This is a genomic window from Haloferax sp. Q22, from assembly GCF_001482285.1.
Lineage (GTDB): Archaea > Halobacteriota > Halobacteria > Halobacteriales > Haloferacaceae > Haloferax.
In genome coordinates, this window is sequence record NZ_LOEP01000014.1 from 1 (window position 1) to 25,675 (window position 25,675).

The window sequence follows — 25,675 nt, forward strand, 5'->3', positions numbered from 1 at the left end:
CCTCGTCGTCGCAATCACCAACTACGAACGTGGAGACAATCCGGGAAGTACCGTGATCACGGTGTGAGAACTCTTCTATGACACCCTCTGCGCCCCACCAAGCGCGCCCCAGATTCAGAGGGTCAACGAGTTAATAGGTTAAACGAGGATATATACTTGTCTGAGAATCCCACACTCTGATTTCACCGACTGTTAGGGTCGCAAAATCTGCAAGTAAAGTGGTCGTAACAATCTATACTAACTCAGAATTTCAATGTATCCGACAGTATCGTTGTACTACCGGAAAGCAGTAGTGTGGCCCGATTTTTCACCTGCGAGAACCGCAATTGGACGCGACACCAAAATCGACTGAGAGTTAAGTTCACGGATACGACGATTCGGCAGTAGCACCGACTGAGAATACGCGAGAGCTCCGGAGCGACTGTCCACGGCAGTCTCGAGGAGACGGTTTATTCCACGAGCGCTTCGAAAGCGTCGGCCGAGGTACCCTCACGTTGCTCGGAGAGGTACTGCGCGAACACCAGCACGAGGAGCGCCGCGGAGACGAACACCGCGATTGCGCTCCACGAGACGAGCGCGAATCCAGGGATCCCCGCCCACACTCCGAGGATGAGCACCCAACTGACCGCGCCGAGAAGTGCGTAGTACCGACTCCACGACTCGCGCGCGTCGGGTTGCATCCAGAAGAACCCCCGCTTGGCGACGTTCGGGACGAGTTCGACGGACCGCTCCTCGTCGTCGTAATCGACCAGTCCGGCGCTCTCGAGTTTCGGGAGGTGCGTCTGGTACAGCGAGATATACACGCGCTGTCGCTCTTCGTCGGTCACGTCCTCGACCGCCGTGCCGTTCTCTCGAGCCGCGACCATCGCCGCGAGTTGCTTCAACGAGATTGCTTCGCCCGCGCGGTGAAGGAAGTAGAGAATCTGCCTCCGGCGCGAGTTACTGAGGATGCGAAAGAGCTCGTCTTTTGATAGTGTTGTCATCGTCGTGTGCGGGGGGTTCTCGCATGCGATGCGAAAGAAGACCAGGCCCGGTTGAGTCGTAATACACCACAACCAACCTTTGTTATCGTGACGTTTCCGGGAGGCACTGACCGAGTTTCTAACGAGGATTAAGCTCATCTTCACGGGATATTTACTGGGTTACAGACGGTCAGCGGGAGGGAGTTATCTCGGTCTCGGAGATGATTACGCATCTCGTCGGTTTTGAGAAAAGTCCTCGCGCCGGAATGGGAGCAAACTCGCAACAGCGGCGGTAAGGAACCCAATTGTCCAGTATAGAGGTGGCTAACAATACCCGATGGCGGCGATACTTAGATTCGAGACTACAATGTTCGAATTGACTGGCTTCCAGCGCGACCTGCTGTACGTGATTGCCGGCGCAGAGCGCCCGTCCGGGCAGGAGATTAAAGAGATGATCAGCAAGGACGTCGGGGAGGTGAACCACGGTCGGCTCTACCCGAACCTCGACGCCCTCGTTGAACAAGGGTACGTGAACAAGGGACAGCACGACCGCCGAACGAACTTCTACGAGATGTCCGAGAAAGGCCGCGAGTCCATCGTCGAGCGCCGGGACTGGGAAGACCGTCACGTCGGGTTCCTCGGATAGCACGCCGCCGTCTCCACAGCTGAGCGACGAACCGTCCGTTCGAACACCCGAGGGCGCGAGTGGGACGCTCGCCCCGGAAGAAAGAAGACGAGAACAGCTCGTCGCTGGTGGCCGCATCGGTCCCCGCGGTCTCGTTCGGTCCTCTCCCCTTTTCAGCGCCGATTCGAGTTGAGCGACCGCAGCGGCGCTGAGCCGACCGTGTTCGACGAGGCTCAACGCCCGGCGCCGCGGCTCCTGACCCGTCCGCCGCGGTTTCGAGGCGCATAGACGCTCGGACGGCCGAGAGCGCGGCCGCAGCGAACGCCACCAGAATATCTATCAGAAATTAGTACATTCGGTCGTCGTCAAAAATATCACAAGAAGGACATTCAAATCGACACCGCAACTCAGACATTAATGCAGCCATAAGAAACGGATTAATTCGAGAATAAGAGGTTGCTGTCGGTCGTTTTTCTGGTCAAAGTGAATCACCAGAATTCGTCGGCAATTCGAACAATAACGATAGCAATAGTATCATCGATAGATATTCATGTATTCCTACTAATGTAATTATCGCAACATTTATGCGTGTAATCCGCAACCCCTGAGACATGGTAAGTGAACGGTCCACCGGGCAGGACCCAGAAACGACGACGACTGACGACGACGTCGGTAGACGCAAGTACCTCGCGCTGTGCGGGTCGGTATCGGCCACTGGTGCACTCGCGGGGTTCTCTGGGCTCGGCTCGGCGACGGAACAGGCCGACGAACCGGTCGACGACGACGGGCACACGCTCGTCGTTGCGGGCACCGGTCCCGTCTCTTCGTTCGAAGTGACGGTCAGCGGCTCTATCTCACCGCTCCAATCGAACGGCGCGCTCAGCACGACCGGGACGGTCGGTCCCGCCGCCGAGGGTACCGTCGACGACGACTCCCGGCGCTACCAGTTCGCGGGCGACATCACCAACTTCCAGTCGACCGACGCGGTGTCGGTCTACGTCGACGGCGTCCGCATCCCCAACGACTCGTTCTGAGGCCGTCGGAAATTCCGTTGTTTTCGAAGCGACCGACAGCGGCGGCGCTACGAGCGCATGTAGCCGCTGAGCCACTCGGGCGTCACGTCGTCGAACGGTACGGTTTCCCCGCCGTATTCGGCGACGAACTCGTCGGCGTCGGAACCCGACGAAAAGGGAATCAGGTCTTTACCCATGCCTCCGAGCACGTCGCTTTCGACGACGTACGTCATCTCGGTGGCGTCGCCGAAGGTCTCAGCGCCGGTGTGAGTCGAAATGAACGTGTCGCCGCCCTCTGTCGAGAGCTCGTAGTCGACCGTCGAGTAGTCCGTGACGTACACCGCCGTCGCCTCCCAGCCCTGCTCTCGGCGTTCGAAGTAGTACGGGAACAGCCCCATGCTGAGGGTGTGGAACCACGCCGGGTTGTCGTGGTCCTCGGGCGCGTTGTCGCGGTAGAAAACCTGTCCGTTCGGGCCGGCGTGGAGGCCGATGACCATCCCGCCTTGGTCGTCTTCCTTCCCGCCCGAGAGGTCGACCGGTTCGGGCGTCGGCTCCGCGTTCGAACCGCCGCCGAGACAGCCCGCGAGGGCCGCGAGCGCGCCGAGAGAAACGGCTTTCGTCGCGGCTCGGCGCGTGAACGAACCGTTCGAGCGGTCGCGCGGCGGAGAGTCATCGTGCATCGTCGCTCTGTGCAGAGGTCGGGCGTCATGGTACATAAACCGTGAGAACGGTCGCTCGCGTGCGCGAACTGAACTACCCTCGCCGAGGAGGCGGACGGGTCACAAAAATGAGGGGGTCAGGCGACGACCCGCGCGCCCTCGACGAGCGAGCGAACGTCCGCGAACAGGCGGTCGGCGTCCTCCTCGTCGCGGGCCTCCGCCGTGATTCGGACCAGCGGTTCGGTCCCGCTGGCGCGGACGAGGAACCAGCCGTCGTCGGTGTCGACGCGGATGCCGTCGATGGTGTCGACCTCGTCGTACGTCGCGTGGATGTCGCGGGCGATGCGGTCCATCGCCTGGTGTTTGTCGTCGAACGAGAGGCTCGCGCGGCGGGTGGCGTACGCCGCCCCGCCGAGGTCGGCGACCTGCTCGGACAGCGGCCCGCCGCGGGCCACGAGGTCGGCGAGTTTGAGTGCCGCGTAGTGGCCGTCGGGTGCGAGCGTCTCGTCCGGCCAAATCCACGCGCCGGAGGGTTCGCCACCGAAGACGTAGCCGGGTTCGGCGACCGCCTCGGCGACGTGGACGTCGCCGACCGGCGTGTAGGTGACGTGCCCCCCGGCGGATTCGACCACATCTTGCACGAGGAGGCTCGTGTCGACGGGGACGGCGACGGCGTCGCCCGGGGAGACGGCGTCCCGCGCGAACAGCGCGAGGAGCGCGTCGCCGGGGACGTACGCGCCGGTCTCGTCGACCGCGACGAGTCGGTCCGCGTCGCCGTCGTGGGCGAGACCCACGTCCGCGTCGAGCGCGGGAACGGTCCGGCGGAGCGCAGTGAGCGTCTCGGCGTTCGGCTCGCTCTTACGAGCGGGGAACCGACCGTCCAGTTGGCCGTCGATGGTGTTGACCGTCGCGCCGAGCTCGTAGAGCGCGTCGACCGAGACGCGACCCGTGCCGTTGCCGAGATCGAACGCGACGGTCACGTCGTCGAGGTCGTCGAACGACGAGACGAGGTGATTCACGTGGCGAGCCGCGGCGTCGGGCCACTCGCGCTCCTCGCCGAGTTCGTCCCACGGGGCGAGCGACACCTCGTCGCGGTTGAGCCGGTGGACGATGTCGCGCGTCTGGGCCTTGTCGAAGGCGCGGCCGCTCGGCGTCCAGAGCTTCAGCCCGTTGTCCGACGCGGGGTTGTGAGACGCCGTGATACCGATACCGGCGTCCGCGCCGGCCCAGCCGACCGCGCGGGCGACTGTGGGGGTCGAGACGACGCCGAGTCGGACCACGTTCGCGCCGCACTCGCGGACGCCGGCGCTCACGGCGTCGGCGAGGACGTCCCCGCTGAGGCGGGCGTCCTGCCCGACGACGACGGTGCAGGCGTCGCAGCCGACCGCGCGGCCGATTCGAAGGGCGAGTTCGGCGGTCACGGTTCGGCCAACCGGACCCCTGATTCCACTCGTTCCGAACATACCGTGGGAGACGGTGACAGGACGTTTTGGTATGTTTCGCCTACTGTCACAAACGGGCGGTCAGGCGGTACCTACTGGAAGGCGGCGAATCGCGAGGCCGGCGTGACGAATCGAGGGGCCGTGTCGCCACTCGCCGGGGCGGATGAGCGGTAAGTGGTCGGCGATTAGGCGGTGAGTCGCCTCACTGGAGGGGCTGGGCGTCGCCGATGGGGACCACTTCAATAGAACCGAGCGCGTCGAGCGTCACGCGGTAGCCCGCGTAGGAAAACGAGAGGAGCGCGTCCTCAGAACAGCCGAAGACCGTTTCGAGGGCGTCGGGGTCGATAGTCTGTGCGAGCGGCGGGAGCTGCGTCGGTCGGACGCCCTCGATTGCCGCAATACTCAATACAACGTTCGTGCTTAGGAGCTCGGAAGAGTCGCGGTCGACGCGGTATGACCCGGTCGACTCGTCGTACGTCACGCGCGAGTCCTTCCAGTCGTTCGTCTGTGCCATCATGGGTGCCTTAACAGGCGTCTGTGTGCGATGGTTCCCCTTAAATCCATGCTATTTGTGAACAGTTGTAATTCGTGAACGTCACGGAAATAGACGGGTACAGCCGTGGTACTCCGCGATCGCAATCTGGTGCCCACCATACACAATCAAAATTCGTGATGGTTTCGGAGGAGCGACGGTCAGCCCTGCCGGGCACGAAGCGTTCGGACGGTTTCGCGCGCCTCCTCGACCGTGATTTCGCGCTTGTAGAGCGCCGATCCGGGCTCCAGTAGTTCGCCGCCCGAAACGAGGCCACCGACGTCAACCGGGCCGAAGCCGATGTCACGGATGAGGTCGGCGACGCGGGCTTTGGCGTCCGAGTCGTCGCCGGCGAGGAAGACCGCGAGACGCTCCGAGTCGGGAAGGTCCGGGTGTCCGAGGTCGCGCAGCGTCTCCCAGTGGATGGTGTTGAACGACTTGACTAGTTTCGCGTCCGGGAGCTGGGCCGCGACGAGTTCCGAGGAGGTGTCGTCACCGAGGTCGATGACGTGGAAGTTCTCGGTGTAGGGGTTCATCGCGTCGACGACTATCTTCTCCGCGAAGTGGTCCGCGTCGGGGAGCGAATCGCGCTCTCGGAACGGAACGGCGAGGAAGACCACGTCGCCGAACCGAATCGCTTGCGTCGGTTCAACCGCGCGAAGTTGCGGCCCGAGCGTCTCGGAGAGGTCCGTGAGCGACTCGACTCCGCTTTCGTTGGCTATCGCCACCTCGTGGTCCGACTCCACGAGGAGTTGGGCCAACGTCCCGCCGAGTCGGCCAGCGCCGAGTATTCCGATGTCCATGAACAAAGATATATGTTAACAAAGTTGAATCTTTGTGTGGTCGGCGGCGAAGGATGAAGGCTCTCTCACTCGTGGTTCACTAATCGTAATGAGCCACATAACCGCATCAGACCTTCTCTATCCCGGAATCTTCAGCTATTCAGTACAATCATAATTTAGTATATATGTGGCGTTGGAAGCGACATGAACAGACGAACATTCCTCGGCGGCGTCGGAGCGAGCGTGGTGCTCCTCTCCGGCTGCCTCGGTGCGGAGGGTAACGCGCTCGACCCGGCGGCCGACCAGAACGACGACCCAGCCGGCGACGAACAGCCCGCGAGACAGGCGACCGACTCGCCCGAGCCGACCCCCGAGCCGACGACCGAACAGCCCACCGAACCGACACCCGAATCGACGCCGGAGCCGACGACCGACGCTCCCGAAGACCGCATCGACTTCGAGCGCGAGGACGACGACCCGGACGTCGTGGGCACACTCCTGACTAAGGGGCCCGTGCCGGGCGTCGTCGTCTCCTCTGACCTCCCGTACGCGAAGGCGTGGCAGAACTACGCCGAGACCGACGAGGAGGCGGAGACCTACCGCGTCGGCCTCTCAGTTGACACCGCCTCGCGAATCGGGCGGCTGAGCGTCGTCGGTCGGGTGTACGACGCCGAGGGCGAGCTCGTCGCCGAGGACACGGACGTGAGCAACAACGTCCCGGCGGACAAGAACGCGCTCATCCACCTCGTCTTCGAGGGCGACCTCGACGCGATGTACTACTTCGAGGTCGACCTCGTCGTCCCGAACTGAGCGTCAGGCCCCGCCGGCGTACGCCTCGAACTCTTTTCCGCGCAGGGCGAAGTAAACCACGCCGACCACGCCGACGAGCGACGCGACCGAGAACGCCAGCGTCGGGTCGCTCGCGTAGAGCCAGCCACCGAGCGCCGCGCTCGGGATGACGATGGTGTTCCGCACGAGGTAGTACGCGCCCGTCACCCGGCCGCCGGCGTTCCGCTCGGCCGGGCCGACGATGAGCGCCTTGTGCGCGGGGAGGCCGGCGAACCGGAGCCCCGAGAAGGCAAAGAGGGCGACGACGACCCACTGGTCCGCCGGCGCGAAGATGAGGAGGACCGGAAAGACGGCGTACACCGCGAACCCGAGGCCGACGACCGGCTTGAGACCGGTTCGCTCGGCGAGCTTCGAGACGGGGAGTTTCGTCAGGAGCGCGACGGCCATCTCGACGCCGAGGAGGACGCCGAAGAAGGCGTCTGGGCGGAGCGAGACGCCGAACCCGGTGAAGCCGACGTCGAGGAACTCCGTGACGACGATGACGAAGAAGACGTACACCATCCCGTTGGCGAACCGGATGAGCGTGTCTGCGACGAGGAGCGGGCGGAGCGTCTCCGGGAGCGACCGGAGGTCGTCGCGGAGCTGTGCGAGCCCCTCGAACGACTTGCCCAGCGAGTCCCCGCCCGCGTCGTAGAGGACGTGCTGGGCGACGGTGGCGACGATACCGAAGGCCGCGGCCACGATGAGGACGTACCGGAAGCCCTCGACGAACGTCGCCGTCGCCGCCAACAGCGCGGCCGCGATGAGCGGTCCGAGGAGGAAGCCGACGCGGCGGAAAATCTCGGTGCTGGCGAAGCCCATCGCCAGTCGCTCCGGCGGAACGCTCTGCTTGACGATGGCAAACGTCGCACCGAGGCCGAACGACTTCCACGCCTGCGTGAGAAACAGCCCGACGAAAATCCAGAGCCACGGTTCGAGCGAGACGCCCGCGAGCGTCACCTCGGGAACTTGCGGGGCGACGAACCAGAAGAGAAAACCGGCCGAGGAGACGGTTCCGAACAGCGTGAGCGAGAGGCGCGACCCGAGGCGGTCGGAGAGCGCGCCGCCCGGATACGGGTACAGCGCCCCGATGAGGTTGCCGACGCTCCCGTAGAGACCGACCACGGTCGCGCCGGCCCCGAGCACCCGGAGGTACTCCGGAACGTACCGGCCGGTCATCTGAAACGAGAGGCTGAACGCGAACATCGCCACCGAGAGGACGAGCACGTCGCGTTCGAGTCCGACGAACTGCCGGAAGGAATCGAAGCTATCGACGGCGTCCCGGAGCGTTCCCATCGTCCGAGTGGTTCGCGGGAGCACTCAAGAAAGTACGGTGCGGTCGGCCTATTCGTCGACCGGCGGGTCGACCCAGACGACGAGGCCGTCGTCGCCCCTGACGACGCCGCGGGTCAGGTCGTCGCCGAACGGCGCGTCGTCGACGCTCTCGGGGTCGACCGCCGTCACGCGGTCGACCTCGTCGACCAGCCAGCCGAACACGGTCGCGTCCTCGTCGGCGGCGTCGAAGACGACGACGCGGGAGGCGTCCGGGTTCGACCCCACGCCGAGGAGCGAAGCCGTGTCGACGAGCATCGTCGTCGCGCCCCGGTAGTCCATCGCGCCGACGACGTGCGGCGGCGAGTCCGGGAGCGAGCGGGTCGGCTTGCGGTCGATGATCTCGGTGACGACATCAAGGGCCACGCAGTAACGCTCCTCGCCGATTTCGAATTCGAGGACCTGCGTCGGTTCGTCGAGCGCCGCGCCGGGCGCGTCCGTGAGTGACATCTACGCGCTCCGGACGGAGCGCCCGTCTTCGGCCGCGTCGAGTTCGTCTTCGAGGTCGTCCACCTCGTCGTCGATGTGGCCAACGAGGAGCGCGACCTCCGAAATCTTCGCCGTCTGCTCTTCGGTGGCCGCGGCGACCTGGTCTATCTCGCCGGCGACCTCTTCTGCGCCCCGAGCGGTCTGGTCGACGAGGCTCGCCACCTCCTCGGTGCTCGCGGCCTGCTGGTCGGTCGCGCGGGCGACCTCCTCCGCGCCGGCGGCGGCCTCACCGACCGCAGAGTCGATGTTCCGGAGGGCGGAGACGGCAGCGTCGACCTCCGAGATGCCGTCGTTGACCTCCTCGTTCGCCTCCTCGATGTTGCCGACGGTCGTCTCCGTCGTCTCCTGGATGTCACCGACGACCGTCTCGATTTCGGAGACGCTGTCGCGGGACTGCTCCGCGAGGCTCTTGACCTCGTCGGCGACGACGGCGAAACCGGCTCCCGCCTCCCCGGCCCGCGCGGCCTCGATAGAGGCGTTGAGGGCGAGCAGGTTCGTCTGGTCGGCGATGTCGTTGATGACCTCGACGACGCTGTCTATCTGGTCGACTTTCGCGCGGAGGTCGGTGATTTCGTCGTACACCTCGGTGGTCACGTCGTCGACGGTCTCCATCGCGTCCGCGGCGTTGTCGGCGGAGCTTCGACCCTCGGCGGCGAGGTCGCGCGCCTGGTCGCTCATCGCCTTCGTCTGGTCGGCGCTGGAGGCTATCTGCTCGACGCTGGCGCTCAGATTCGACACCTCGCCGGCGACCTCATGCATGTTGGTCGACTGGTCGCCCGCGAGGTCGCTTATCTCCTGTGCGCTGACGGCCACGCTCTCGGAGGCGTCGGAGAGTTCGGCGACGGCCGTACCGATTTCGTCGGTCGCGTCGTCCACGTCGTCCACGTCGCCGAGGACCTCGTCTGTCGCCGCGCCGGCGGCACCGGGACCGGAATACGTGTCGTGCTGTCGGGAGGTAGCCCCGTCTCCGGCGGCCGGTTCCCGTTCGTTTCGCTCGATTGCCATACGAACGAGTGTGGGAGTAAAGTGATAAGTATTCGCGAACAGTATCAATAGAGATAATCTCAAATTGCCGCTAATCGCCTCAAAACGGCCAAAAATAACGGATTCGGGATTGGTATTGCAAGATAGATACCACGCTGCCGACACTGACAGAACCAGGAATCGTCGGTCGGTTTAAAAATCACTTGTCTGGTCAAGGTCGCGGGTCGCGGTGGGGGCTCTCCGGAGTCGTCGCGACCGGGATTCGGTGGGAGGGCCGAAACGGGGTGTTCAGGCCAGTCGGTGCCCGGCGGCGACGGCGACGAAGCCCGCGAGCGCGACGAGGACGATGGAGCCGCCGGCGGCGAGCCCGTAGAGGTACGCGACCGTGACGCCGGCGACGCCCGCGAGTTCGCCCGCGAGAACGCCGTACAAGAGCGATTGCTTAAAGCTCCGCCCGAGCCGCGAGGCGGTGACGACGGGGATGACGAGCAGCGCCGCGACGAGGATGACGCCCATGATTCGCATCGCGCTGACGACGACGAACGCGGTGAGAATCGACAGGAGCGTGTTGACGGCGCGGACGTGGAGCCGCGACGCGCGGGCGGCGGTCTCGTCGAACGTGACGTACACGAGCGGACGGTAGGCGACCGCAACCGAGCCGACGACGACGAGCCCCATCGAGACGAGAAGTCCCACGTCGGCCCGCGAGACGGTCGCCAGCGAGCCGAACAGATACTGGTTGATACCGACCGAGATGCCGCCGCCGGTCAGCGAGATGAGCACGCTCCCGAGGGCGAAGCCGCCGGTCAGGACCATCGCCAGTGCGGCGTCGCTCCGGGCGTCGGTGTACTCGATGAGCGCCTGCACGACGAGGGCCGCGACGACCGCGACGACGAGCGCGCCGAGGAGCGGCGGGACCGCGAGCCCGAGCGTCGCGTCGAGGAAGAGCGCGAGCGCGACCCCGGCGAAGGCGGTGTGGGCGAGCGTGTCCCCGACCATCGAGAGGTCGCGATAGACGAGGAACGACCCGACCAACGGGCCGACGACGCCGATACAGAGCACCGAGAGGTACGCCCGCTGCATGTAGGGATAGCCGAGGAAATCGAGACCGGTGACGCCGGCGAGCCACGAGAACACCCCGCCGACAACCGCCGTCAAGAACCAGTCGAAAATCCCCGTGAATGCGTCGGCAACGAGGAGCGGCGCGAGGGAGTCGGCCGCGGAGAAATCGACCGCGAGGAGGTCGGTCGCCGCGAGCGCGACGGGGCCGGTCACTGCTCATCCTCCGGTTCGGCGCGGGCGTCACCGTGGGAGTGACCGCGCTGGCGATCGTGAGAGTTGCCGTGGTAGCGGCCGTGACCGTGGTCGTGGTCGAGCACGCGCTGGTTCGCCCCGTAGGCCGCGGCGAGCGCGTCGCTGTCGGCGATGTCCTCGGTGTCGCCGTGGAAGTACAGCCGCTTGTTGAGACAGGCGATTCGGGACGCGCGGGCCGTGACGACGCCGATGTCGTGTTCGACGAGGACGACCGTCATCCCCTGCTCGTTCAGATCGCCGAGGAGGTCGTAGAACGCCTCCCGGGACTCGGCATCGAGGGCGACTGTCGGCTCGTCGAGGGCGAGCAAGTCGGCCTCTGCGGCGAGCGCGCGGGCGACGAACACCCGTTGGCGCTGGCCGCCCGAGAGCGCCCCGACGCGGCGGTCGGCGAGGTCCGCGATGTCGACGCGGTCGAGCGCCGAGACGACCGCCTCGCGGTCGTCGGCCGAGAAGCGGCCGAACAGATTCCGCGGGTAGCGACCCATCCGGACGACTTCGCGGACGGTGACAGGCATGTCCCGGGCCGCGTCCGTCGCGTCCTGTGCGACGTAGGCGACGCGCTCGCCGTCGGCGAAGTCGTGGGCGGGGCGGTCGAACAGACGCACCTCGCCGCGGGTCGGTCGGCGGAGACCGAGCATCAGCGTCAAGAGCGTGCTCTTTCCCGACCCGTTCGGGCCGACGAGCCCGAGAAACTCGCCTTCGGGAACGTCGAGCGAAACCCCGTCCACGACCGGGACATCGCCGTACGAAAAGGTCACGTCGCTGAGCGAGACAGCCGTCATTGGGCGCCGAGTGCCGTCCGGAGCGACGGCAGGTTCACCTCGCGCATGATGTCCACGTACCCCCAGTCGTTTTCCTCCCACTCAGTCATTACGCCGGGAAGCGGCGTGAGCGGGAGCACGTCCGCCGCGTCCGTCTCGGAGACGAGTTGCTGCGCGGCGCGGTCGGACTCCAGCGGGTCGGCGAGGACGTGTCGGATGCCGTGTTCCTCGATGGTCGCCTGCGCTCGCTCGATGTCCCGCGGCGACGGCTCCTCATCGGGCGAGATACCGGTGAGTCCGACGATTTCGAGGTCGTAGCGGTCGGCGAGGTAGCCGTAGGCGTCGTGGCCGGCGACGAGAATCACGTCGCGCTCGCGGTCGGCGAGGCCGTCCTCGAACGCCGCGTCGAGTTCCGAGAGCGTCTCGCGGTAGGACTCGGCGTTCGCGGCGTAGGCGTCGGCGTTGGCCGAGTCGACCGATTGGAGGGCGTCGCGGAGCGTCTCGGTCGCGGTGGCGACCCGCATGGGGTCCAGCCAGAAGTGCGGGTCGAGTTCACCGTGTTCGTCGTCTTGCTCCTCGGCGTGTTCGTCGTCGTGGTGTTCGGTCTCCTCGTCGTGGTGCTCCGTCTCGTCGTGGGACTCGTCATCGTGGACGTGGCCGTCGGGTCCGATTTCGTGGAGTTCCACGTCGGCGGCGGCGTCGACCGCGACGACATCCGACCCGTCGGCTTCGAGCGACGACCGAATGTCGTCGGCCCACGGCTGAAAGCCGGGCATTCCGTGGACGAACAGGTCGGATTCGAGCACCCGCCCCTGTACGTCCGGACCGGGCTCCCAACCGTGGCCGTGCTGGCCGATGGGGACGAGCGTGTCGACGGACGCGACGTCGCCAGCGACGTGCCGCGCCACGTCGCCGAAGACGAAGAACGAGGCCGTCGCCGTCGTCTCCGAGTCGGCCGACGAGTCGGTCGAATCGGACGAGTCGTCACCGCCGAGACAACCCGCGAGGCCGACGGCGGCGCTTCCGGCGACTGTCGCGAGGAACCTGCGTCGGGTCTTCGTTCGCATGTTAATAGAAAGTTCATCGAGTATAATAAGTGCTATTATTCTATTGTCCGAGATTGTTATACGATGCCAATCGCGGATTCGCCGGTGAGCGCCGCCGCTCTCAGTAAGGAGCAGAACATCGGCGAGAGAGATGAGGAGACAGAGAAAGGAACGGCCGCCCGCGGGTCGGCGCGAGGACGAACAGTGACGGGCAAACCACGGCCGAGACGGTCGGCTCCGCCGAGAGCCTCGGCTCGCCGTGTAATCGTCTGAAAAGTCGAGATGTCGTCTGCCGCTACAAACAGCAGTCGCGTCTCGGTGTTACTGCCGAACGACGTTCGCCGCGCGGGGTCCCTTGGGCGAGGACTCGATGTCGAACTCGACTTCGGTGCCTTCGGTGAGGTCGTCGCCGCCGACGTCTTCCATGTGGAAGAACACGTCTTCGTCGTCGTCGAGGTCGCCGTCGTCAGTAGAGATGAAACCGTAGCCGCCAGTGTCGTTGAAGAAATCAACTTTGCCGTGTGCCATTACGAACAAATCGAAGGTCGGGCGACGGATAACCCTTCCGAGGGTCAAGGTACCACGACCCGCCACGTTACATTTGCCCACTATCGAACACCCGTTTCGGCAGACGAATGCCGGACCGAGTGGGGTTGACAGCGACGACGACCGCCACTCCGAACCATCACTCCGCAGACCGACCGCGCGCACCCGCGACCAACTCGCCGAGCGCCCGGCGCTTGATGAGCGCGAAGCCGGCGAAGATGGAGACAAAACCGAGCGCGGTCACGGCGTCGATGAGTTGGCCGAGGAAGGCCCAACTGAGGAGCGTCGCGGAGACGGGTTCGACGTAGCCGATGAGGTTTATCTGCGTCGGACCGAACCGGCCGAGCAGTTCGAAGTAGATGAGGAACGCGCCCGCGCCGCTGACGACGGCGAGATAGAGCAGCGAGCCAACGGCGACGCCGGACCACTCGATAGCCGCGAGGGATTCGCCGGTGACAGTTCCCCCGGCGAACAGGAGCGCGGACCCGAACAGCATCGCCCACGCCTGGAGCGTCCGCGCCGGGATATCCGAGGAGAAGGGGCGCGTCAGGACGGCACCGAGAGCGAAACACGCCGAGGCGACGAAGACGATGGCGACGCCGACCACATCGCTGGAGAGGAGCGCGCTCGGGTCCGGTTGGGCGACGAGGCCGACGCCCAGAAAGCCGAAGCCGAACCCGAGGACGCCGAGCGCCGAGATGCGGTCGCCGAGGATGCCCGTCGCGAACAGCGCGGTCAGGACCGGTCCGAGACTGATGACGATGGCCGCCACCGCGCCGGGAACGTGCTCCTGTCCGAGGTAGAGAAACGCGTGGTGCGCGCCGATGAGGAGGCCGCCGGAGACGCCGACGAGCGTCCAGTCGGTCCGGCTGTGTGGCCGCCAATAGTCGGTCGAGGCGGCGGCGTAGCCGAGGACGATGAGCCCCGCGAGGAAGAACCGAAGCGCCGCGAAGTGCAGCGGCGGGAAGTACGCGAGACCGACTTCGATAGCGACGAACGAACTGCCCCAAAGGAGTCCCAGAAGGACGAACAGTCCGGCGGCGACCCGGCTGTTCACCGAGACCACGCCCCGCTCGACGGTCGGCGACGTGCCCCCGTCGGACTCGGCCGCTCCATCGGCTCCGCCGACCGTTGCGGCCCCACCGACCGGTCCGTCCGCGCCGACCCGGATTCGAGACGCCCGCGTTCAGTTGCAGTAATATTCAGCACGTGAGCGTATCATTACCACATAATCGATAATAGTCGTTTTGTTCGGTTCGAATTTCGAACCGCTCGCGACTTAGAGCGACCCGCGAAGGACCTTCGCCGCGGTTAAAATCGGGTCCCAGACGGGGCTGAACGGCGGCGCGTAGCCGAGGTCGAGACGCTCCACCTCGGCGACGGTCAACTCGGCGGCGAGCGCGGTCGCCACGGTGTCGATTCTGACGGCGGCGCGGTCGGCCCCGACGATGGTACCGCCGAGCAGTCGCCCAGTGTCGCGGTCGGCGACGAGCGTGACGGTCGTCTCGGCGGACCCGGGGTAGTAGCCCGACCGCGAACCGGCGGTGATAGTCTCCGAGACGGGGTCGAAGCCGGCATCGCGCGCCTCGTCGAGGTCGGTCACGCCGGCGCGGCCGCATTCGAGGTCGAACGCCTTCACGACCGAAGTGTTCGCGACGGTTCCGATGGGTTCGGGGTCGCCGGCGACGGTCTGGCCGATGGCGCGCCCGGCGCGGTTCGCGGGCAGGCCGAGCGTGTTCCACGTCGGCTCGCCGGTGACGACGTGGTCGATTTCGGCGCAGTCGCCCGCGGCGTAGACGCGCTCCGCGCTCGTCCGTCCGTAGTCGTCGACCGCGATAGCGCCCGTCTCACCGAGGTCGACCGCGTCGGCGACGAGGTCCGAGTTGGGGCGGAGACCGATACCGACCATCGCCGCGTCGACCGCGAGTTCGTCGTCCTCGCAGACGACGGCCTCGACCCGGCCCGCGTCGTCGCCGCGGAGTCGCTCCACCGACGCGCCGAGGTGGAGCGTGACGCCGTGGGCTTCGAGATGTTCCTCGACCCGCTCGCCCACGGCGTCGCCGAACGAGCTGAGGACGTGGCCGGACCGCTGGAACAGGTGGACATCGAGGCCGTGGGCGGTGAACGCCTCCGCCATCTCGACGCCGACGAAGCCGCCACCGACGATGGCGACCGACTCGGGCGGTTCCATCGCGCCGAAGCGGGCCGCGCGCGCCTCGTCGACGAACCCGCCGCCGCCGAGGTCGGCCACCGGTGCTTCGTCCGGGTCGGTGAGGAACGACCGAATCGCCGCCGCGTCGTCCAGGCCGTGGAGCGTGAATGCACCGTCGAGGTCGATACCATCTATCGGTTCGCGGAGCGCCCGCGCACCGGTAGCGACGAGGAGGTCACCGTAGGGCTGTTCGAACGTCCCGTCCGGGCCGTCGACCGTGACGACTCGCTCGTCGGTATCGACGGCGACGACCTCGTGTTCGCGCCGGAGGTCGATGCCGCGGTCGGCGGCCTCCTCAGGCGACAGCGAGAGCATGTCGGTGAGCTTCTCGACCTCGCCTTTGACGAAGTATGGCGTGCCGCAGTGGGCGTAGGAGACCCAGCGGCCCTTCTCGAAGACGACGACCTCGCGGTCGGCGTCGGCGCGGGCGAACTTGCTCGCGGCGGAGAGTCCGGCGGCGTCGCCGCCGACGACGACGAATGGTTCGGCAGGCATCGTGGGAAAGTAGTACGGCCGCCGACACGTAATTTCCCCGGCCGGGCGAGGCGGGCGCACGGACGCGAGGACGACGGTCGAGAACGCGGCGAAAACGAAAGTACCGGCTCGTCAGCGACCGACGCCGCCGCGGTCGGCCGCGAGCGTTCCGAGCACCCACGCGCTCGCACCGGGCGTCTCGCGCGCGGTGAACTCGGTGGTCGCGTACTGCGCGAGCGCGTTTCGCGCGGCCCGAGGGTCGCCGTCCTCGTAGTAGTCGTCGCGGAAGTAGCTGTCTCCGTGGTCGACCATATGGGCGATGTCGACCAGCGCGCGCCGCGTCAGGTGCGGGTTCGAGCCGTTCGACCGGGCCGCTTCGAGGGCTTCGAGCGCGCCGAGTTTCGCGTCTCTGACCGCGGCCGCGGACTCGACTGACTCGTACCGGCCTCGCTTGACCGCCGTGACAGCGTCTTCGAACACGCGGCGGTGCGTCTCGGCGGTGTGAGCGCCCACGAGCGAGGTGGCGAAGCGGTCGCTTCGGAGGGCTTCGCGGACAGTGCGGACGCCCGAGCCAAACTCGATGAACGTCTCCACCAGCAGGTCTTTGGCCGGCGTTGATTCGAGTTCCTCGGTGTCGAACCCCTCGGCCGCGACGACGGATTCGAGCCCTCCCTCCTCGGGGTACTCGGCCCCGCGGTCCTCGATAATCACGGCGAGCGAGGACGCGGTTGACTCGAATACGTCGGTGAAGTCAACCGGGTCGACAATCGACGCCAGATAGCGGTCGCGGACGTGGCGCGCGCCGTCGAGCGACGCCCGCGCGGACTCGACCGCGTCGAGCAGTTCGCCGACTCGCGGGGCGCTGCCGGCGTAACGACTGTACTCGTCGGTGTTGTCGAGATACCGGGACGCCGCCATGACGAGGTTCTCGATGGCCTCGTACACGACGAGCGCCCGGTCCGGTTCGTCCCCGAGGTAGCGCGTTCCGAGCCGGAACGACTCGATGTCGGCGCGGACCGACTCGGCCTCATCGCGCACGTCGGCCTCGGTGAGGTCGCCGACCGCGGCGTCGTAGGTCCCCTTCGCCATCGCCGCGGCCCCGCGATCGTAGCGCAGTCCCCGAAGCGCCTCGAAGGGCGTCTCGTCCGCCGTCGTCCGTTCGAGGTCCTCGGCGGCGTCCGCGTACGCCTCGGCGTAGATTTCTCGGACCGCCTCGTTCGGGACCTCCTCCGGAGACATCGTCTCGGGACACGAAGCGAGGAGTTCGCGGGCGCGAGCGCGGCCCCGTTCGAGGTACGACTCCGCGATGGGGACCGGAACGCGGGCCGGGAACGCCGGCGACCCGAGTTCCCTGACCTCCCGGAGCGCCGCCGCGTCAAGTGCCGAGTCGTCGGATTCGGATTCGGATTCACCCGCGTCGAGTGCCGTACAGCCCGCGAATCCGGCGACGCCGACCCCGGCGAGCGAGGCGAGCACGTCGCGTCGCGTTCGGGGCATCTCAGGCGTCCTCCGTCTCGGTTCGGAGCGACGACGGGAGGTGACAACTGCTTCCGCCGCCGTGTCCCCAACTCGACTCGTCCTGCGACGAGTAGGGCAGTCGCACCAGCGAGGCGACGACGTGGCGGTCGTCCACGGAGCACTCGACCGACGCCGGCCGGAGCGGGTAACAGAAGTCGAGGTGGACGGCGCTGTCCGGCGGGTGCGTGACGTACAGCAGTTTTACCCGGTGGCAAGCGTCCGTCCGGTGCTGGGTGATGACGAGCGTCTGCGCGTCGAAATCCGTCTCGTCGATGAACGCGCGAGCCTCGTCGATGCCGTCGGGGTCCGCCGCGAACTCGACGTCTGCGCGTTCCTCGTCGGTGGTGACGAGGAAGTCGTCGAGGTACGACGACCCCGCCCCGTCGTCGTCGCGGGCGGCGTCTCGGAAAATCGCGCTCTCGGTGTCGTTTCGGAGTTGGAGCTGGTCGTAGTCGGTGACGAGCGTGTCCGGGGAGGGACCGTGCGGCTCGTCGAGGCTGGAACTGGACCCCTCGCCGGAGCACCCGGCGAGCGCGGCGGCGAGGGACGCGCCGCCGGCGCGGAGGACCTGTCTGCGGGTCGGCAGGGACATATGTCGGTTCTCCAACCGAACGCCCGCGGTATGTGTTTTCCGATATGTTGGGTCGCCGCCGGCCGAACCGCGGGACATTTCCCCGACGGTCGCCTCGTCTCGACCGACAGATGCGCGAGGACGAGTTGGCGACGCGGGTGGTCGAGCACTTCCGGGCGGCCTTCGACGACGTGGAGATTCACCTCGAAGAGCCGTACGACCACTACGGGAACCGCGGCGTCGCCGACGTGTACGTCAGGGTGCGGACGCCCGAACCGGTTGACTACCTCATCGAACTCAAGGCCGACGCCGCCGTCCGCCACGCCACCGGTGCGAACGAAATACTCCGTCAGTACCGCCGCATGGAGCGCTACTTCTACAAGGACGACGAACACGCCATCCGGACGAAACTCGGCCGCGAGGGGCCGGGCGTCCACGCGCTGTTGCTGTTCGCGCCGACGAAACGCTGCGTCGAGCACGTCCGGGAACACGCCGCCCTGTACGAGTCGGTCGACCCCGACGCGACCGTCGAGGGCGTCGAGGCCGTCCGAAAGGTGGCGTTCCTGACCAACCTCGACCGCGCGCCCGAGGGCGAACTCGGCTTCCTCTCGCTCAACGGGCCGCTCGCGTTCGACTCGGTCCCCTTCCGCGAGGCCGTTCCGTCGGGGTCGCGCCTCGCGGACGCCCTCTGGGGCGACGGCTAGCGGACACGCTCATACACCCCCCGTTCGTAGGGGCTGGCATGGGAACGATTCGAGAGTCGGTTCGAATCCCGTTGGGGGACCTCCGTCAGCAGGTCGCTGACAGCTTCGGCGTCGCGGCGTCGCTCGTCGAGATACACGGTATCCGGCTCGAAGACGGGGCGCTCGAAGTCGACGCGAGCTACCCCGACGGCGAGGACGTGCCGGTCGTCGAACTGTTCGTCACCGACCCGACCGGGAACACCGAGTCCTACGTCACCGAGTTGGACGGCGCGAAGAACCTCCTCATCGCCGGCGAGGACGTGCTCGTCGAACTCGTGGACTACGACCCCGAGCGCGGCGAGGTGTTCGTCTCGGTGAAACATCGACAGGACGGCGAGATGGTGACCGTCCTCGGCTGCGGCGAGAAGTGGGTGATTCCGGTCGAGCGCGACGACGCCGAGGAGTCCATCCGCTGTCGGATTCAGAGTGCCGTCGGGCCGACGGGCGACGACTCCTGACCGCGACTGCGGTTCAGAGCGTTACCCCTCGTATTCGACGTAAGAGACGCAGTACCCCTCGGGAGCGATTTCGCCCGCGACGATGGCGCACGCGCCCACGCCGTCCCCGTTTTTGTCCTCGATGTAGTACCGACAGGTCGAACACTGCTTGCCGTCTTTCGGCTCGTCTTGGTACGAGACGGCCTCCTGCGACGAGAGGCTGTCAGGGTTGCGCTGGGTCCCGTCGAGGGACGTGGCGGTCGCGTACGCCTCGGGAACGCCCCCAGTCGAACCCGACGACTGCGTCGTGGTTGCGGTCGCTGTCGTCGTCTCGGTCGCGCCGCCACCGCCGCCGGAACAGCCGGCTAACCCGGCCATCGCGGCGGTCCCGGTGAGCCAGATGAACCGTCTCCGGGTGCGGCCGGTGTCGCGGGTCTCCTGACTCCGCGTCGGTCGGGTGGTCGCGTCTCGGCGTGGCGTCCGCTCGTCGTCTCTCATGCCAACCAATGACGCGCGCCGTCGGTAAAACCGAGCCAGCCGGTTCCCATGTGGCAAGAATTGCGGACGCGTTGATGGTGCCACGACACTAAGTAACACGGATACGCGAATCGGGGGGCGAGAGAGCGAAAATCGGAAGATGGAGGGCGACGAGCCCAGTGAACCTCACTCGTCCGGCCGAATCCGGGCGAGTCGCATCGCGTTGCCCGTCACGCCCATCGTCATCCCGGCGTCGCCCGCGAGCACCGCGAGCGCGACCGAGACGTAGCCGAAGGGAACGCCGACCGCGAGGACGGCCTTGATGGCGAGCGACGCCCAGATGTTCTGCCGGATGACACCGTTCGCCCGGTGGGAGAGTTCGTAGAGATACGGGAGCTTCGAGAGGTCGTCGGCCATGAGGGCGATGTCGGCCGTTTCGAGGGCGGTGTCGGTGCCGGCCGCGCCCATGGCGACGCCGACGGTGGCGGTGGCGAGCGCCGGGGCGTCGTTGATGCCGTCGCCGACCATGGCGACCGAGCCGTACTCGTCGAGCAGTCCCTCAACGGCGGCGACCTTGTCCTCCGGGAGGAGACCAGCGCGGAAGTCGTCGACGCCGACCTGCTCGGCGATGGCGCGGGCGGTCCCCTCGTTGTCGCCGGTGAGCATGACGACCGAGAGGCCGGCCTCCCGGAGCTTCGCGACCGTCTCGCGGGCATCGGGGCGGACCTCGTCGGCGACGGCCACGAGGCCTTCGAGGGCGTCTTCGGTGCCGACGACGACGACCGTCTTGCCCTCCGACTGGAGGCGTGGAATCGTGTCCTCGACGAGGTTGAGACAGCCGTGGCGGTCACAGAGCTGTCGGATGTCCTCGGAAAGCACCTCGTCGGGGCCGGTGACGTGGACGTGTTCGAGGTCGAAGCCGAGTTCCTCGAAAAAACCGGGCTTGCCGGCGAAGTGCGGGACGCCGTCGAGGTCGGCGCGGACACCCTTGCCGGTGACGCTCTCGAAGTCGTCGACCTCGCGGGCGGCGACGCCCGTGCCCTCCGCGTGGGTGACGATGGCCTCGCCGATGGGGTGTTCGCTCCGGGCTTCGAGGCCGCGGGCGCACCGCAGGACGTCCTCCTCGGAGTTCCCGTTGAGCGGGACCACGTCGGTGACGGTGAGTTCGCCCTTCGTGAGCGTGCCCGTCTTGTCCACGGCGATGGCCTCGACCGAGCCCATCGCTTCGAGGTGCGTGCCGCCCTTGATGAGCACGCCGTTTTTCGCGGCCGACGTGATGCCCGAGACGACCGAGACGGGCGTCGAGATGACGAACGCGCAGGGGCAGGCGAGCACGAGCATCGTGATGCCGTAGACGAACCACGTCACCCAGTCGAGGCCGAACGCGATGGGCGGTATCGCCGCGACCGCGACCGCGACGACGACCATGACGGGGGTGTAGTACGACGAGAAGCGCTCGACGAACTGCTCGCGTTCGGTCTTGTTGGACTGGGCGTCCTCGACCATCGAGACGATGCGCGAGAGGGTGTCGTCGCCCGCGACGGACTCGACGCGGACTTCGAGGTAGCCCGCCTCGTTGACGGTGCCCGCGAACACCTCGTCGCCCTCGGCCTTGTCGACCGGGACGGACTCGCCGGTGATGGGGGCCTGATTGACCGCGCTGTCGCCCGTGACCACCGTCCCATCGACGGGAATCTTCTCACCGGGCTTGACGGCGACCACGTCGCCGAGTTCGAGTTCCTCGACGGGAACGACCGCCTCGACGCCGTCGCGGAGGACCGTCGCCTCGTCGGGCGAGAGGTCCATCAGTTCGCGGAGGGAGTCGCGCGTGCGGTCCATCGAGTAGCGTTCGAGCAGTTCGGAGACGCTGAAGAGGAACGCGAGCGTCGCGGCCTCGAAGTAGAGGCTCGTCGGCCCGGAGATGAGACTCGCGGTCACGGCGCTGAGAATCGCCGCCGACATCAGAAAGTCGATATCGAGACTGCGGTTCTTCGCCGAGTAGTAGCCGTTGCGGAGGATAGCCTGCCCGCCGAGCGCGGCCCCGAAGATGTAGAGCAGTTCGGCGACCGTGAACGAGACGCCGAGGACACTGGCGACGACGAGTTCCAGTCCGAACAGGTACTCGGCGGCGATGCCCGCCGCGAGGAAGCCGCCGCTTATCCACGTTTTCACCGCGCGCGTACTGCGCCAGACGCTCTCGCGGTCCGTACCGGTGTCAGCGTCGGCGTCGGCGTCTGCCTCGTCGCCGTCGGTCCCGGTGACCTCGTACCCCGCGGCTTCGATGGCCGAGACGACCGAATCGAGGTCCGCGTCGGCCGCGAGCGTGACGACCGCGGTCCCGGTCGTCGGGCGCGTCTCGTAGGAGAGCACGCCCGGCGCACCGCGAAGGGCGTTTTCGACCTTTCCGGCGCAGGAGGCACAGTCCATGTCCGGCACGGTGAACGAGACCTCGCGCGTCGAGGGGCCGTCTTCGACGGCGTAGCCCGCGCCCTCGATGTTGCCCCGGATGTCGTCCGGCGTGGTCCGATCGGGATCGTATCCGACGACGAGTCGGCCGGTCGTCGCCCGCGGGTCGACGTCGCCGACGCCGTCGAGTTTCCGGACGCTCGATTCGACCTTGTTCGCACAGGAGGCGCAGTCCATGTCCGGCACGGAGAACTCCGCGCGGGTCGAATTGGCGGCGGGCGACGAGTCTCCCCCCGACTCTCCGACGGACGAGTCGGTCCGGGTCTCGCCGGCCGCTCCCGACTCCGACGCACCCTCGACCTCGCAGGCGTCGTCGCACCCGCAGCTGTCGCCGTCGGGCGGATTAGTGGACGCGTCCGCCCCGTCACCGGGGTCGGGGTCGCGTTCGTCGTGTTCGCTCATACTCGGCAGTAGTCAGGGACCGTTTAATAATTCACCTGTTAGAAACGGGGGGTTGTATGTTTTAACTTCATAAATTAAGCGTTCTCAGTTAACAATCAGAGGAACGGCGGACTCGCGGTCGGCAGCGAGATGAGCCACAGGCTGAGAACCGTGTAGAGAATCATCACGGCGACGAAAGGGAACTGGCTCCGGACGGCCTGCAGTCGGCTGGGAAAGGTCCGGTAGGCCTGCGAGTGCGCCACCCACACCGCGAGCAGGTGACCGACGAGAACGAACACGACGTTCAGGCCGCCGAACCACGCGGGAAGCGTGAGGACGACCGGGTTCGCCGGTGACGACAGCGGCGACGACAGCGCGTGCACCAGCATCGGCGACAGCGAGACGAAGAAGCCGAAGTAGTGCGCGAGGTGGTAGCCGGCGGCGATAGCGAGCAGCGAGGGCGCGAACTTGACCGCGAGGTCGAGCGGCGTCTCGAAGGTGTCGATGCGGTGGGCGGTCACCCGCGCCGCGAGGACGTAGAGGCCAAGGAAGACCGCGAAGCCGCCGAGGTAGAGCAGTCCGTAGACGAGAAGCGGCGGGAGTCCGACGCCCGCGAGCCACCGGATGGCCGCCGCGCCCTGTTCGGTCGTGACGAAGCCGCTGAAGGTGAGTTCCCAGACGAGGACGACCGCGACGGCCACGTCGCCGAGGTCGGTCAGGTCGTCGTCGGTGACGAGTCGCATCCCCGGCAGGCGGACCGAGAGACCGTCTTCGTCGAGGCGAACCGGCGCGACCCGGCCGTAGAAGTGCAGGAAGACGGAGACCGGGTCGACCTTGTCGAACCACGCGTCCGCGCCGACGACGACCGCGCCGGCGACCGTGACGACCGAGTAGGCGACGAGCGCGGTCGCGAGGACCGACGGCCGGGTCGTGACGGCGGTCGCGGTCTCGACCCAGACGAGCGCGAGAATCCCCGCCACTGCGGGCCAGCGACCGAGTCGCTCGGGGTACGAGACGAAGCCGTTCGGAACCGCGGCGGCGACGGTCCGCCACGGGTTCAGCGCGCACCACGTGTCGGCCACGAGGTACGAGAACATCGTGTACCCGGCACGGAGACCTGCGAAGACGACGATAACGGCGAAGCTGACGGTCGGGACCTGCGGGCCGGTATAGCCGAGATAGACCACGAGTGCGAGGAGCGCGAGGCCGAGGACGCCACCCGTGACCCGCAGGGCGCGCAGGACGCTGTCTGAGATACCCGCTTCGGACCCGGTCTGCCACAGGTGGACGCGCTCGATGAACCGGCGGTCGGTGACGAAACTGGCGAGGAGTGCGGAGGCCCCGACGGTCGCGCCGCCGGTGGCGAGATAGAGCCACTGCGGGACCGCGAGGTTGTCCTCCGACGCGCCCGCGAGGCCGACCGCGGCGTTGCTCGCGGCCGCCGGGTCGGCGAGAAGCGACAGGAGGCTCGCCAGTAGGAGACCGAGACCGAATCGTCTGAGGGAGAGGGGTCGGAGTCGGGTCATGATGCGAAGACGATAAACAGCATGAGGAAGCCGAAGTACAGCAGGACGAGGACGCCGAGCGCGCGGATGCGGAACGACTTGAGTTCGTCTTCCTCCTCGTAGTACGCCTCGCGGTACGCCTCGACCTCCCCGGCGTCGAGGTCGTCGGGGTGTCTCGCGCCCCGGTGGAGGACCAGCAGTCGCTCGGTCGGATACGCCTCGCCGCACGCTGTGCAGGTGTGGCGGTCGCGCGTCGCGTCGGTGTCCGTGGTCATCCGATAGTCACTCGAAGTTCGGGGAGGGTGGCTTCTGAACGTTTCTATCGCGGGTGTTCGCGCCGTTGACATCGAACGGGCCGGGGCCGGCGGCGGGCCGCGAGTGCGAGCAGCGAGACGCGCGACAGCGGCGGGGCGACGCCTCAGACGTCGAACCGCATCGATTCGAACTCCATGAACGCCGTCTCGTAGCCGTCGTGGCGCGCAACCTGTGGTGGCACGTCCACCGAGAGCGTCAGCGAGTCGCCGGATTCGACGCCGTCGACCCCCACGCCGTAGTGATAACTGAGGTCGGGGTCGAGCGTCCGGTCGAGTCGCGCCCCATCGAGCACCGCGGTTCCGCCGCGTTCGAGCGTGGCTCTGACGCCCATCATCGGCAGGACGAACTCGTTGTACGGGGTCCGCGCCGAGACGTAGAGGTACGAGCCGTCGACGCCGAACCGAGAACCGTCGTCGACGACGAGGGCGTCGAACAGGGCGTCGGCGCTCGTCCGTCGGCCGAGGTGGCGACCGGGGAGGTCGTCGACGGCGGGCGCTTTCCCGGTCGGGACACCCATCATCTCCATCGCGGAGACCGCGCCGCGCGACCCGGCATCGTCGCCGAGCCGACGCAGTTCCACGTCGTAGAGGTCGTCCGTCTCGAAGGCGAACTCGAACGTCGCCGTCTCGGCCGCGTCGAACCGCCCGGCGAACGAGCCGGTTCGGGAAAGCGAGGTGCCGCCGATGTGCACGCGGGCCTCGTAGTCGCCCTCGCCGTCGAGAACGTAGTTCGAGCCGTAGTGCATCCCCATCTGCTGGGAGAGCATCGGGTAGGCGACCTCCTCGCTCACGAGGTCGCCGTCGCGGAGAATTTCGATGGAGACGCCGGCGTCCAGCGGGAGGACGGTCCCCGTCTCAGCGTCCCACAGCGACGCCATGAGGTGAATCGAGTCGTCGGCCTCGACGACGGTCTTCCCGAGTTCCGAACCGGCGGCGGTCCAGAAGCGGTGGGGGTACGAGTAGGTGAGCGCGACGCCGTACGGACCGGCGGTCGTCTTGCCGTACATTTTCATCCCCTCCGTGATGGCGGGGAGGTAGACCGCGGCCGGGCGGTCCTCGACGAGCGGCGGGTCGCGCCACGCCGACTGTCGTTCGAATCCGCCGAGACACCCTGCAGTGGCGGCGATCGCGCCGATGCCGAGCGTCTTGATGGCGTCGCGTCGTTTCATGGTGTCTCGATAGCGTCTCGTCGGGTCATGGTGAGCGACCGCCGCGCGTCTCCACGAAGCGGTCGAGTTACCGCAGCTAGCGGCCCGGTGCCA

The 25,675-nt window shown here is 66.9% G+C and carries 26 protein-coding genes; 5 read left to right on the forward strand and 21 right to left on the reverse strand.

Translation table 11 applies throughout. The annotated features are described in order from the left end of the window. Positions 1-449 precede the first annotated feature (449 nt). Entirely contained in the window at positions 450-983 is a 534-nt protein-coding gene (locus AM590_RS04370) for a hypothetical protein (RefSeq protein ID WP_058826407.1), read from the reverse strand. A gap of 346 nt (positions 984-1,329) precedes the next feature. On the opposite strand from AM590_RS04370, the gene AM590_RS04375 reads away from it, so the two are divergent. Then, entirely contained in the window at positions 1,330-1,608 is a 279-nt protein-coding gene (locus AM590_RS04375) for a PadR family transcriptional regulator (protein WP_004978148.1), read from the forward strand. A gap of 590 nt (positions 1,609-2,198) precedes the next feature. Continuing rightward, positions 2,199-2,621 carry a hypothetical protein gene (locus AM590_RS04380; RefSeq protein ID WP_042663194.1) on the forward strand — a complete coding sequence of 141 codons (423 nt, stop codon included), beginning with the start codon at positions 2,199-2,201 and terminating at the stop codon, positions 2,619-2,621. 47 nt (positions 2,622-2,668) lie between these two features. Here the strand turns inward: AM590_RS04380 and AM590_RS04385 are convergent, their stop codons facing one another. The 4 genes from AM590_RS04385 to AM590_RS04400 form a co-directional block, all read right to left on the reverse strand. Then, positions 2,669-3,280, reverse strand: a complete 612-nt coding sequence (locus tag AM590_RS04385; protein ID WP_058826408.1) for a nitrous oxide reductase accessory protein NosL — start codon at positions 3,278-3,280, stop codon at positions 2,669-2,671. A gap of 116 nt (positions 3,281-3,396) precedes the next feature. Then, positions 3,397-4,722: a phosphoglucosamine mutase gene (gene glmM, locus AM590_RS04390; RefSeq protein ID WP_058826409.1), complete on the reverse strand. Its 1,326-nt coding sequence runs from the start codon at positions 4,720-4,722 to the stop codon at positions 3,397-3,399. A 181-nt stretch (positions 4,723-4,903) separates the two neighbouring features. After that, a complete protein-coding gene (locus AM590_RS04395; protein ID WP_058826410.1) occupies positions 4,904-5,218 on the reverse strand; it encodes a HalOD1 output domain-containing protein in 315 nt (104 codons plus the stop codon). Positions 5,219-5,394: 176 nt separating this feature from the next. After that, positions 5,395-6,036 carry an NADPH-dependent F420 reductase gene (locus tag AM590_RS04400; protein WP_058826411.1) on the reverse strand — a complete coding sequence of 214 codons (642 nt, stop codon included), beginning with the start codon at positions 6,034-6,036 and terminating at the stop codon, positions 5,395-5,397. Positions 6,037-6,219: 183 nt separating this feature from the next. Here AM590_RS04400 and AM590_RS04405 point away from each other — a divergent pair, with 183 nt between their 5' ends. Next, positions 6,220-6,825 (forward strand): hypothetical protein, encoded by a 606-nt coding sequence (locus AM590_RS04405; RefSeq protein ID WP_058826412.1) that lies wholly within the window; start codon positions 6,220-6,222, stop codon positions 6,823-6,825. 3 nt (positions 6,826-6,828) lie between these two features. On the opposite strand, the gene AM590_RS04410 is transcribed toward AM590_RS04405, so the two are convergent. From AM590_RS04410 to AM590_RS04460, 11 genes are all read right to left on the reverse strand, one after another. Then, complete coding sequence (locus tag AM590_RS04410; protein ID WP_058826413.1) at positions 6,829-8,139, reverse strand: MFS transporter; 1,311 nt, start codon at positions 8,137-8,139, stop codon at positions 6,829-6,831. 48 nt (positions 8,140-8,187) lie between these two features. Further along, positions 8,188-8,625, reverse strand: coding sequence for a chemotaxis protein CheW (locus AM590_RS04415; RefSeq protein WP_058826414.1), 438 nt, complete (start codon positions 8,623-8,625; stop codon positions 8,188-8,190). After that, positions 8,626-9,669, reverse strand: coding sequence for a methyl-accepting chemotaxis protein (locus tag AM590_RS04420; RefSeq protein WP_058826415.1), 1,044 nt, complete (start codon positions 9,667-9,669; stop codon positions 8,626-8,628). It abuts the gene before it with no gap. A 267-nt stretch (positions 9,670-9,936) separates the two neighbouring features. Further along, a complete protein-coding gene (locus tag AM590_RS04425) occupies positions 9,937-10,923 on the reverse strand; it encodes a metal ABC transporter permease (protein WP_058826416.1) in 987 nt (328 codons plus the stop codon). Then, complete coding sequence (locus AM590_RS04430; RefSeq protein WP_058826417.1) at positions 10,920-11,744, reverse strand: metal ABC transporter ATP-binding protein; 825 nt, start codon at positions 11,742-11,744, stop codon at positions 10,920-10,922. Before AM590_RS04430 ends, AM590_RS04425 begins: the two co-directional genes overlap by 4 nt. Beyond that, positions 11,741-12,790: a metal ABC transporter substrate-binding protein gene (locus AM590_RS04435; protein WP_058826418.1), complete on the reverse strand. Its 1,050-nt coding sequence runs from the start codon at positions 12,788-12,790 to the stop codon at positions 11,741-11,743. The genes AM590_RS04430 and AM590_RS04435 overlap by 4 nt, the downstream gene beginning before the upstream one ends. Positions 12,791-13,090: 300 nt before the next feature. Beyond that, positions 13,091-13,297, reverse strand: coding sequence for a cold-shock protein (locus tag AM590_RS04440; protein ID WP_004040969.1), 207 nt, complete (start codon positions 13,295-13,297; stop codon positions 13,091-13,093). Positions 13,298-13,454: 157 nt separating this feature from the next. Further along, positions 13,455-14,372 (reverse strand): DMT family transporter, encoded by a 918-nt coding sequence (locus tag AM590_RS04445; RefSeq protein ID WP_058826523.1) that lies wholly within the window; start codon positions 14,370-14,372, stop codon positions 13,455-13,457. Positions 14,373-14,594: 222 nt separating this feature from the next. Beyond that, a complete protein-coding gene (locus AM590_RS04450; RefSeq protein WP_058826419.1) occupies positions 14,595-16,022 on the reverse strand; it encodes an FAD-dependent oxidoreductase in 1,428 nt (475 codons plus the stop codon). Between the two features lie 111 nt (positions 16,023-16,133). Continuing rightward, a complete protein-coding gene (locus AM590_RS04455; RefSeq protein WP_058826420.1) occupies positions 16,134-17,498 on the reverse strand; it encodes a hypothetical protein in 1,365 nt (454 codons plus the stop codon). Between the two features lies 1 nt (position 17,499). Beyond that, entirely contained in the window at positions 17,500-18,111 is a 612-nt protein-coding gene (locus tag AM590_RS04460; protein WP_058826421.1) for a hypothetical protein, read from the reverse strand. A gap of 110 nt (positions 18,112-18,221) precedes the next feature. On the opposite strand from AM590_RS04460, the gene AM590_RS04465 reads away from it, so the two are divergent. Together AM590_RS04465 and AM590_RS04470 are read left to right on the forward strand one after the other, a co-directional pair. Further along, positions 18,222-18,794, forward strand: a complete 573-nt coding sequence (locus tag AM590_RS04465) for a hypothetical protein (protein WP_058826422.1) — start codon at positions 18,222-18,224, stop codon at positions 18,792-18,794. 38 nt (positions 18,795-18,832) lie between these two features. Beyond that, the gene (locus AM590_RS04470; RefSeq protein WP_058826423.1) at positions 18,833-19,291 is read left to right on the forward strand and encodes a hypothetical protein; all 459 of its coding nucleotides are present in this window, start codon (positions 18,833-18,835) and stop codon (positions 19,289-19,291) included. Positions 19,292-19,312: 21 nt separating this feature from the next. On the opposite strand, the gene AM590_RS04475 is transcribed toward AM590_RS04470, so the two are convergent. The 5 genes from AM590_RS04475 to AM590_RS04495 all read right to left on the reverse strand — a co-directional run bounded on the left by AM590_RS04475 (position 19,313) and on the right by AM590_RS04495 (position 25,582). After that, positions 19,313-19,768: a high-potential iron-sulfur protein gene (locus AM590_RS04475; protein WP_058826424.1), complete on the reverse strand. Its 456-nt coding sequence runs from the start codon at positions 19,766-19,768 to the stop codon at positions 19,313-19,315. A 165-nt stretch (positions 19,769-19,933) separates the two neighbouring features. After that, complete coding sequence (locus AM590_RS04480) at positions 19,934-22,615, reverse strand: heavy metal translocating P-type ATPase (protein ID WP_058826425.1); 2,682 nt, start codon at positions 22,613-22,615, stop codon at positions 19,934-19,936. A 95-nt stretch (positions 22,616-22,710) separates the two neighbouring features. Beyond that, positions 22,711-24,120: a hypothetical protein gene (locus AM590_RS04485; RefSeq protein ID WP_058826426.1), complete on the reverse strand. Its 1,410-nt coding sequence runs from the start codon at positions 24,118-24,120 to the stop codon at positions 22,711-22,713. Next, positions 24,117-24,374 carry a hypothetical protein gene (locus tag AM590_RS04490; protein WP_008094085.1) on the reverse strand — a complete coding sequence of 86 codons (258 nt, stop codon included), beginning with the start codon at positions 24,372-24,374 and terminating at the stop codon, positions 24,117-24,119. The genes AM590_RS04485 and AM590_RS04490 overlap by 4 nt, the downstream gene beginning before the upstream one ends. Before the next feature lie 143 nt (positions 24,375-24,517). Beyond that, positions 24,518-25,582, reverse strand: coding sequence for a hypothetical protein (locus AM590_RS04495; RefSeq protein WP_058826427.1), 1,065 nt, complete (start codon positions 25,580-25,582; stop codon positions 24,518-24,520). Positions 25,583-25,675: the final 93 nt, after the last annotated feature.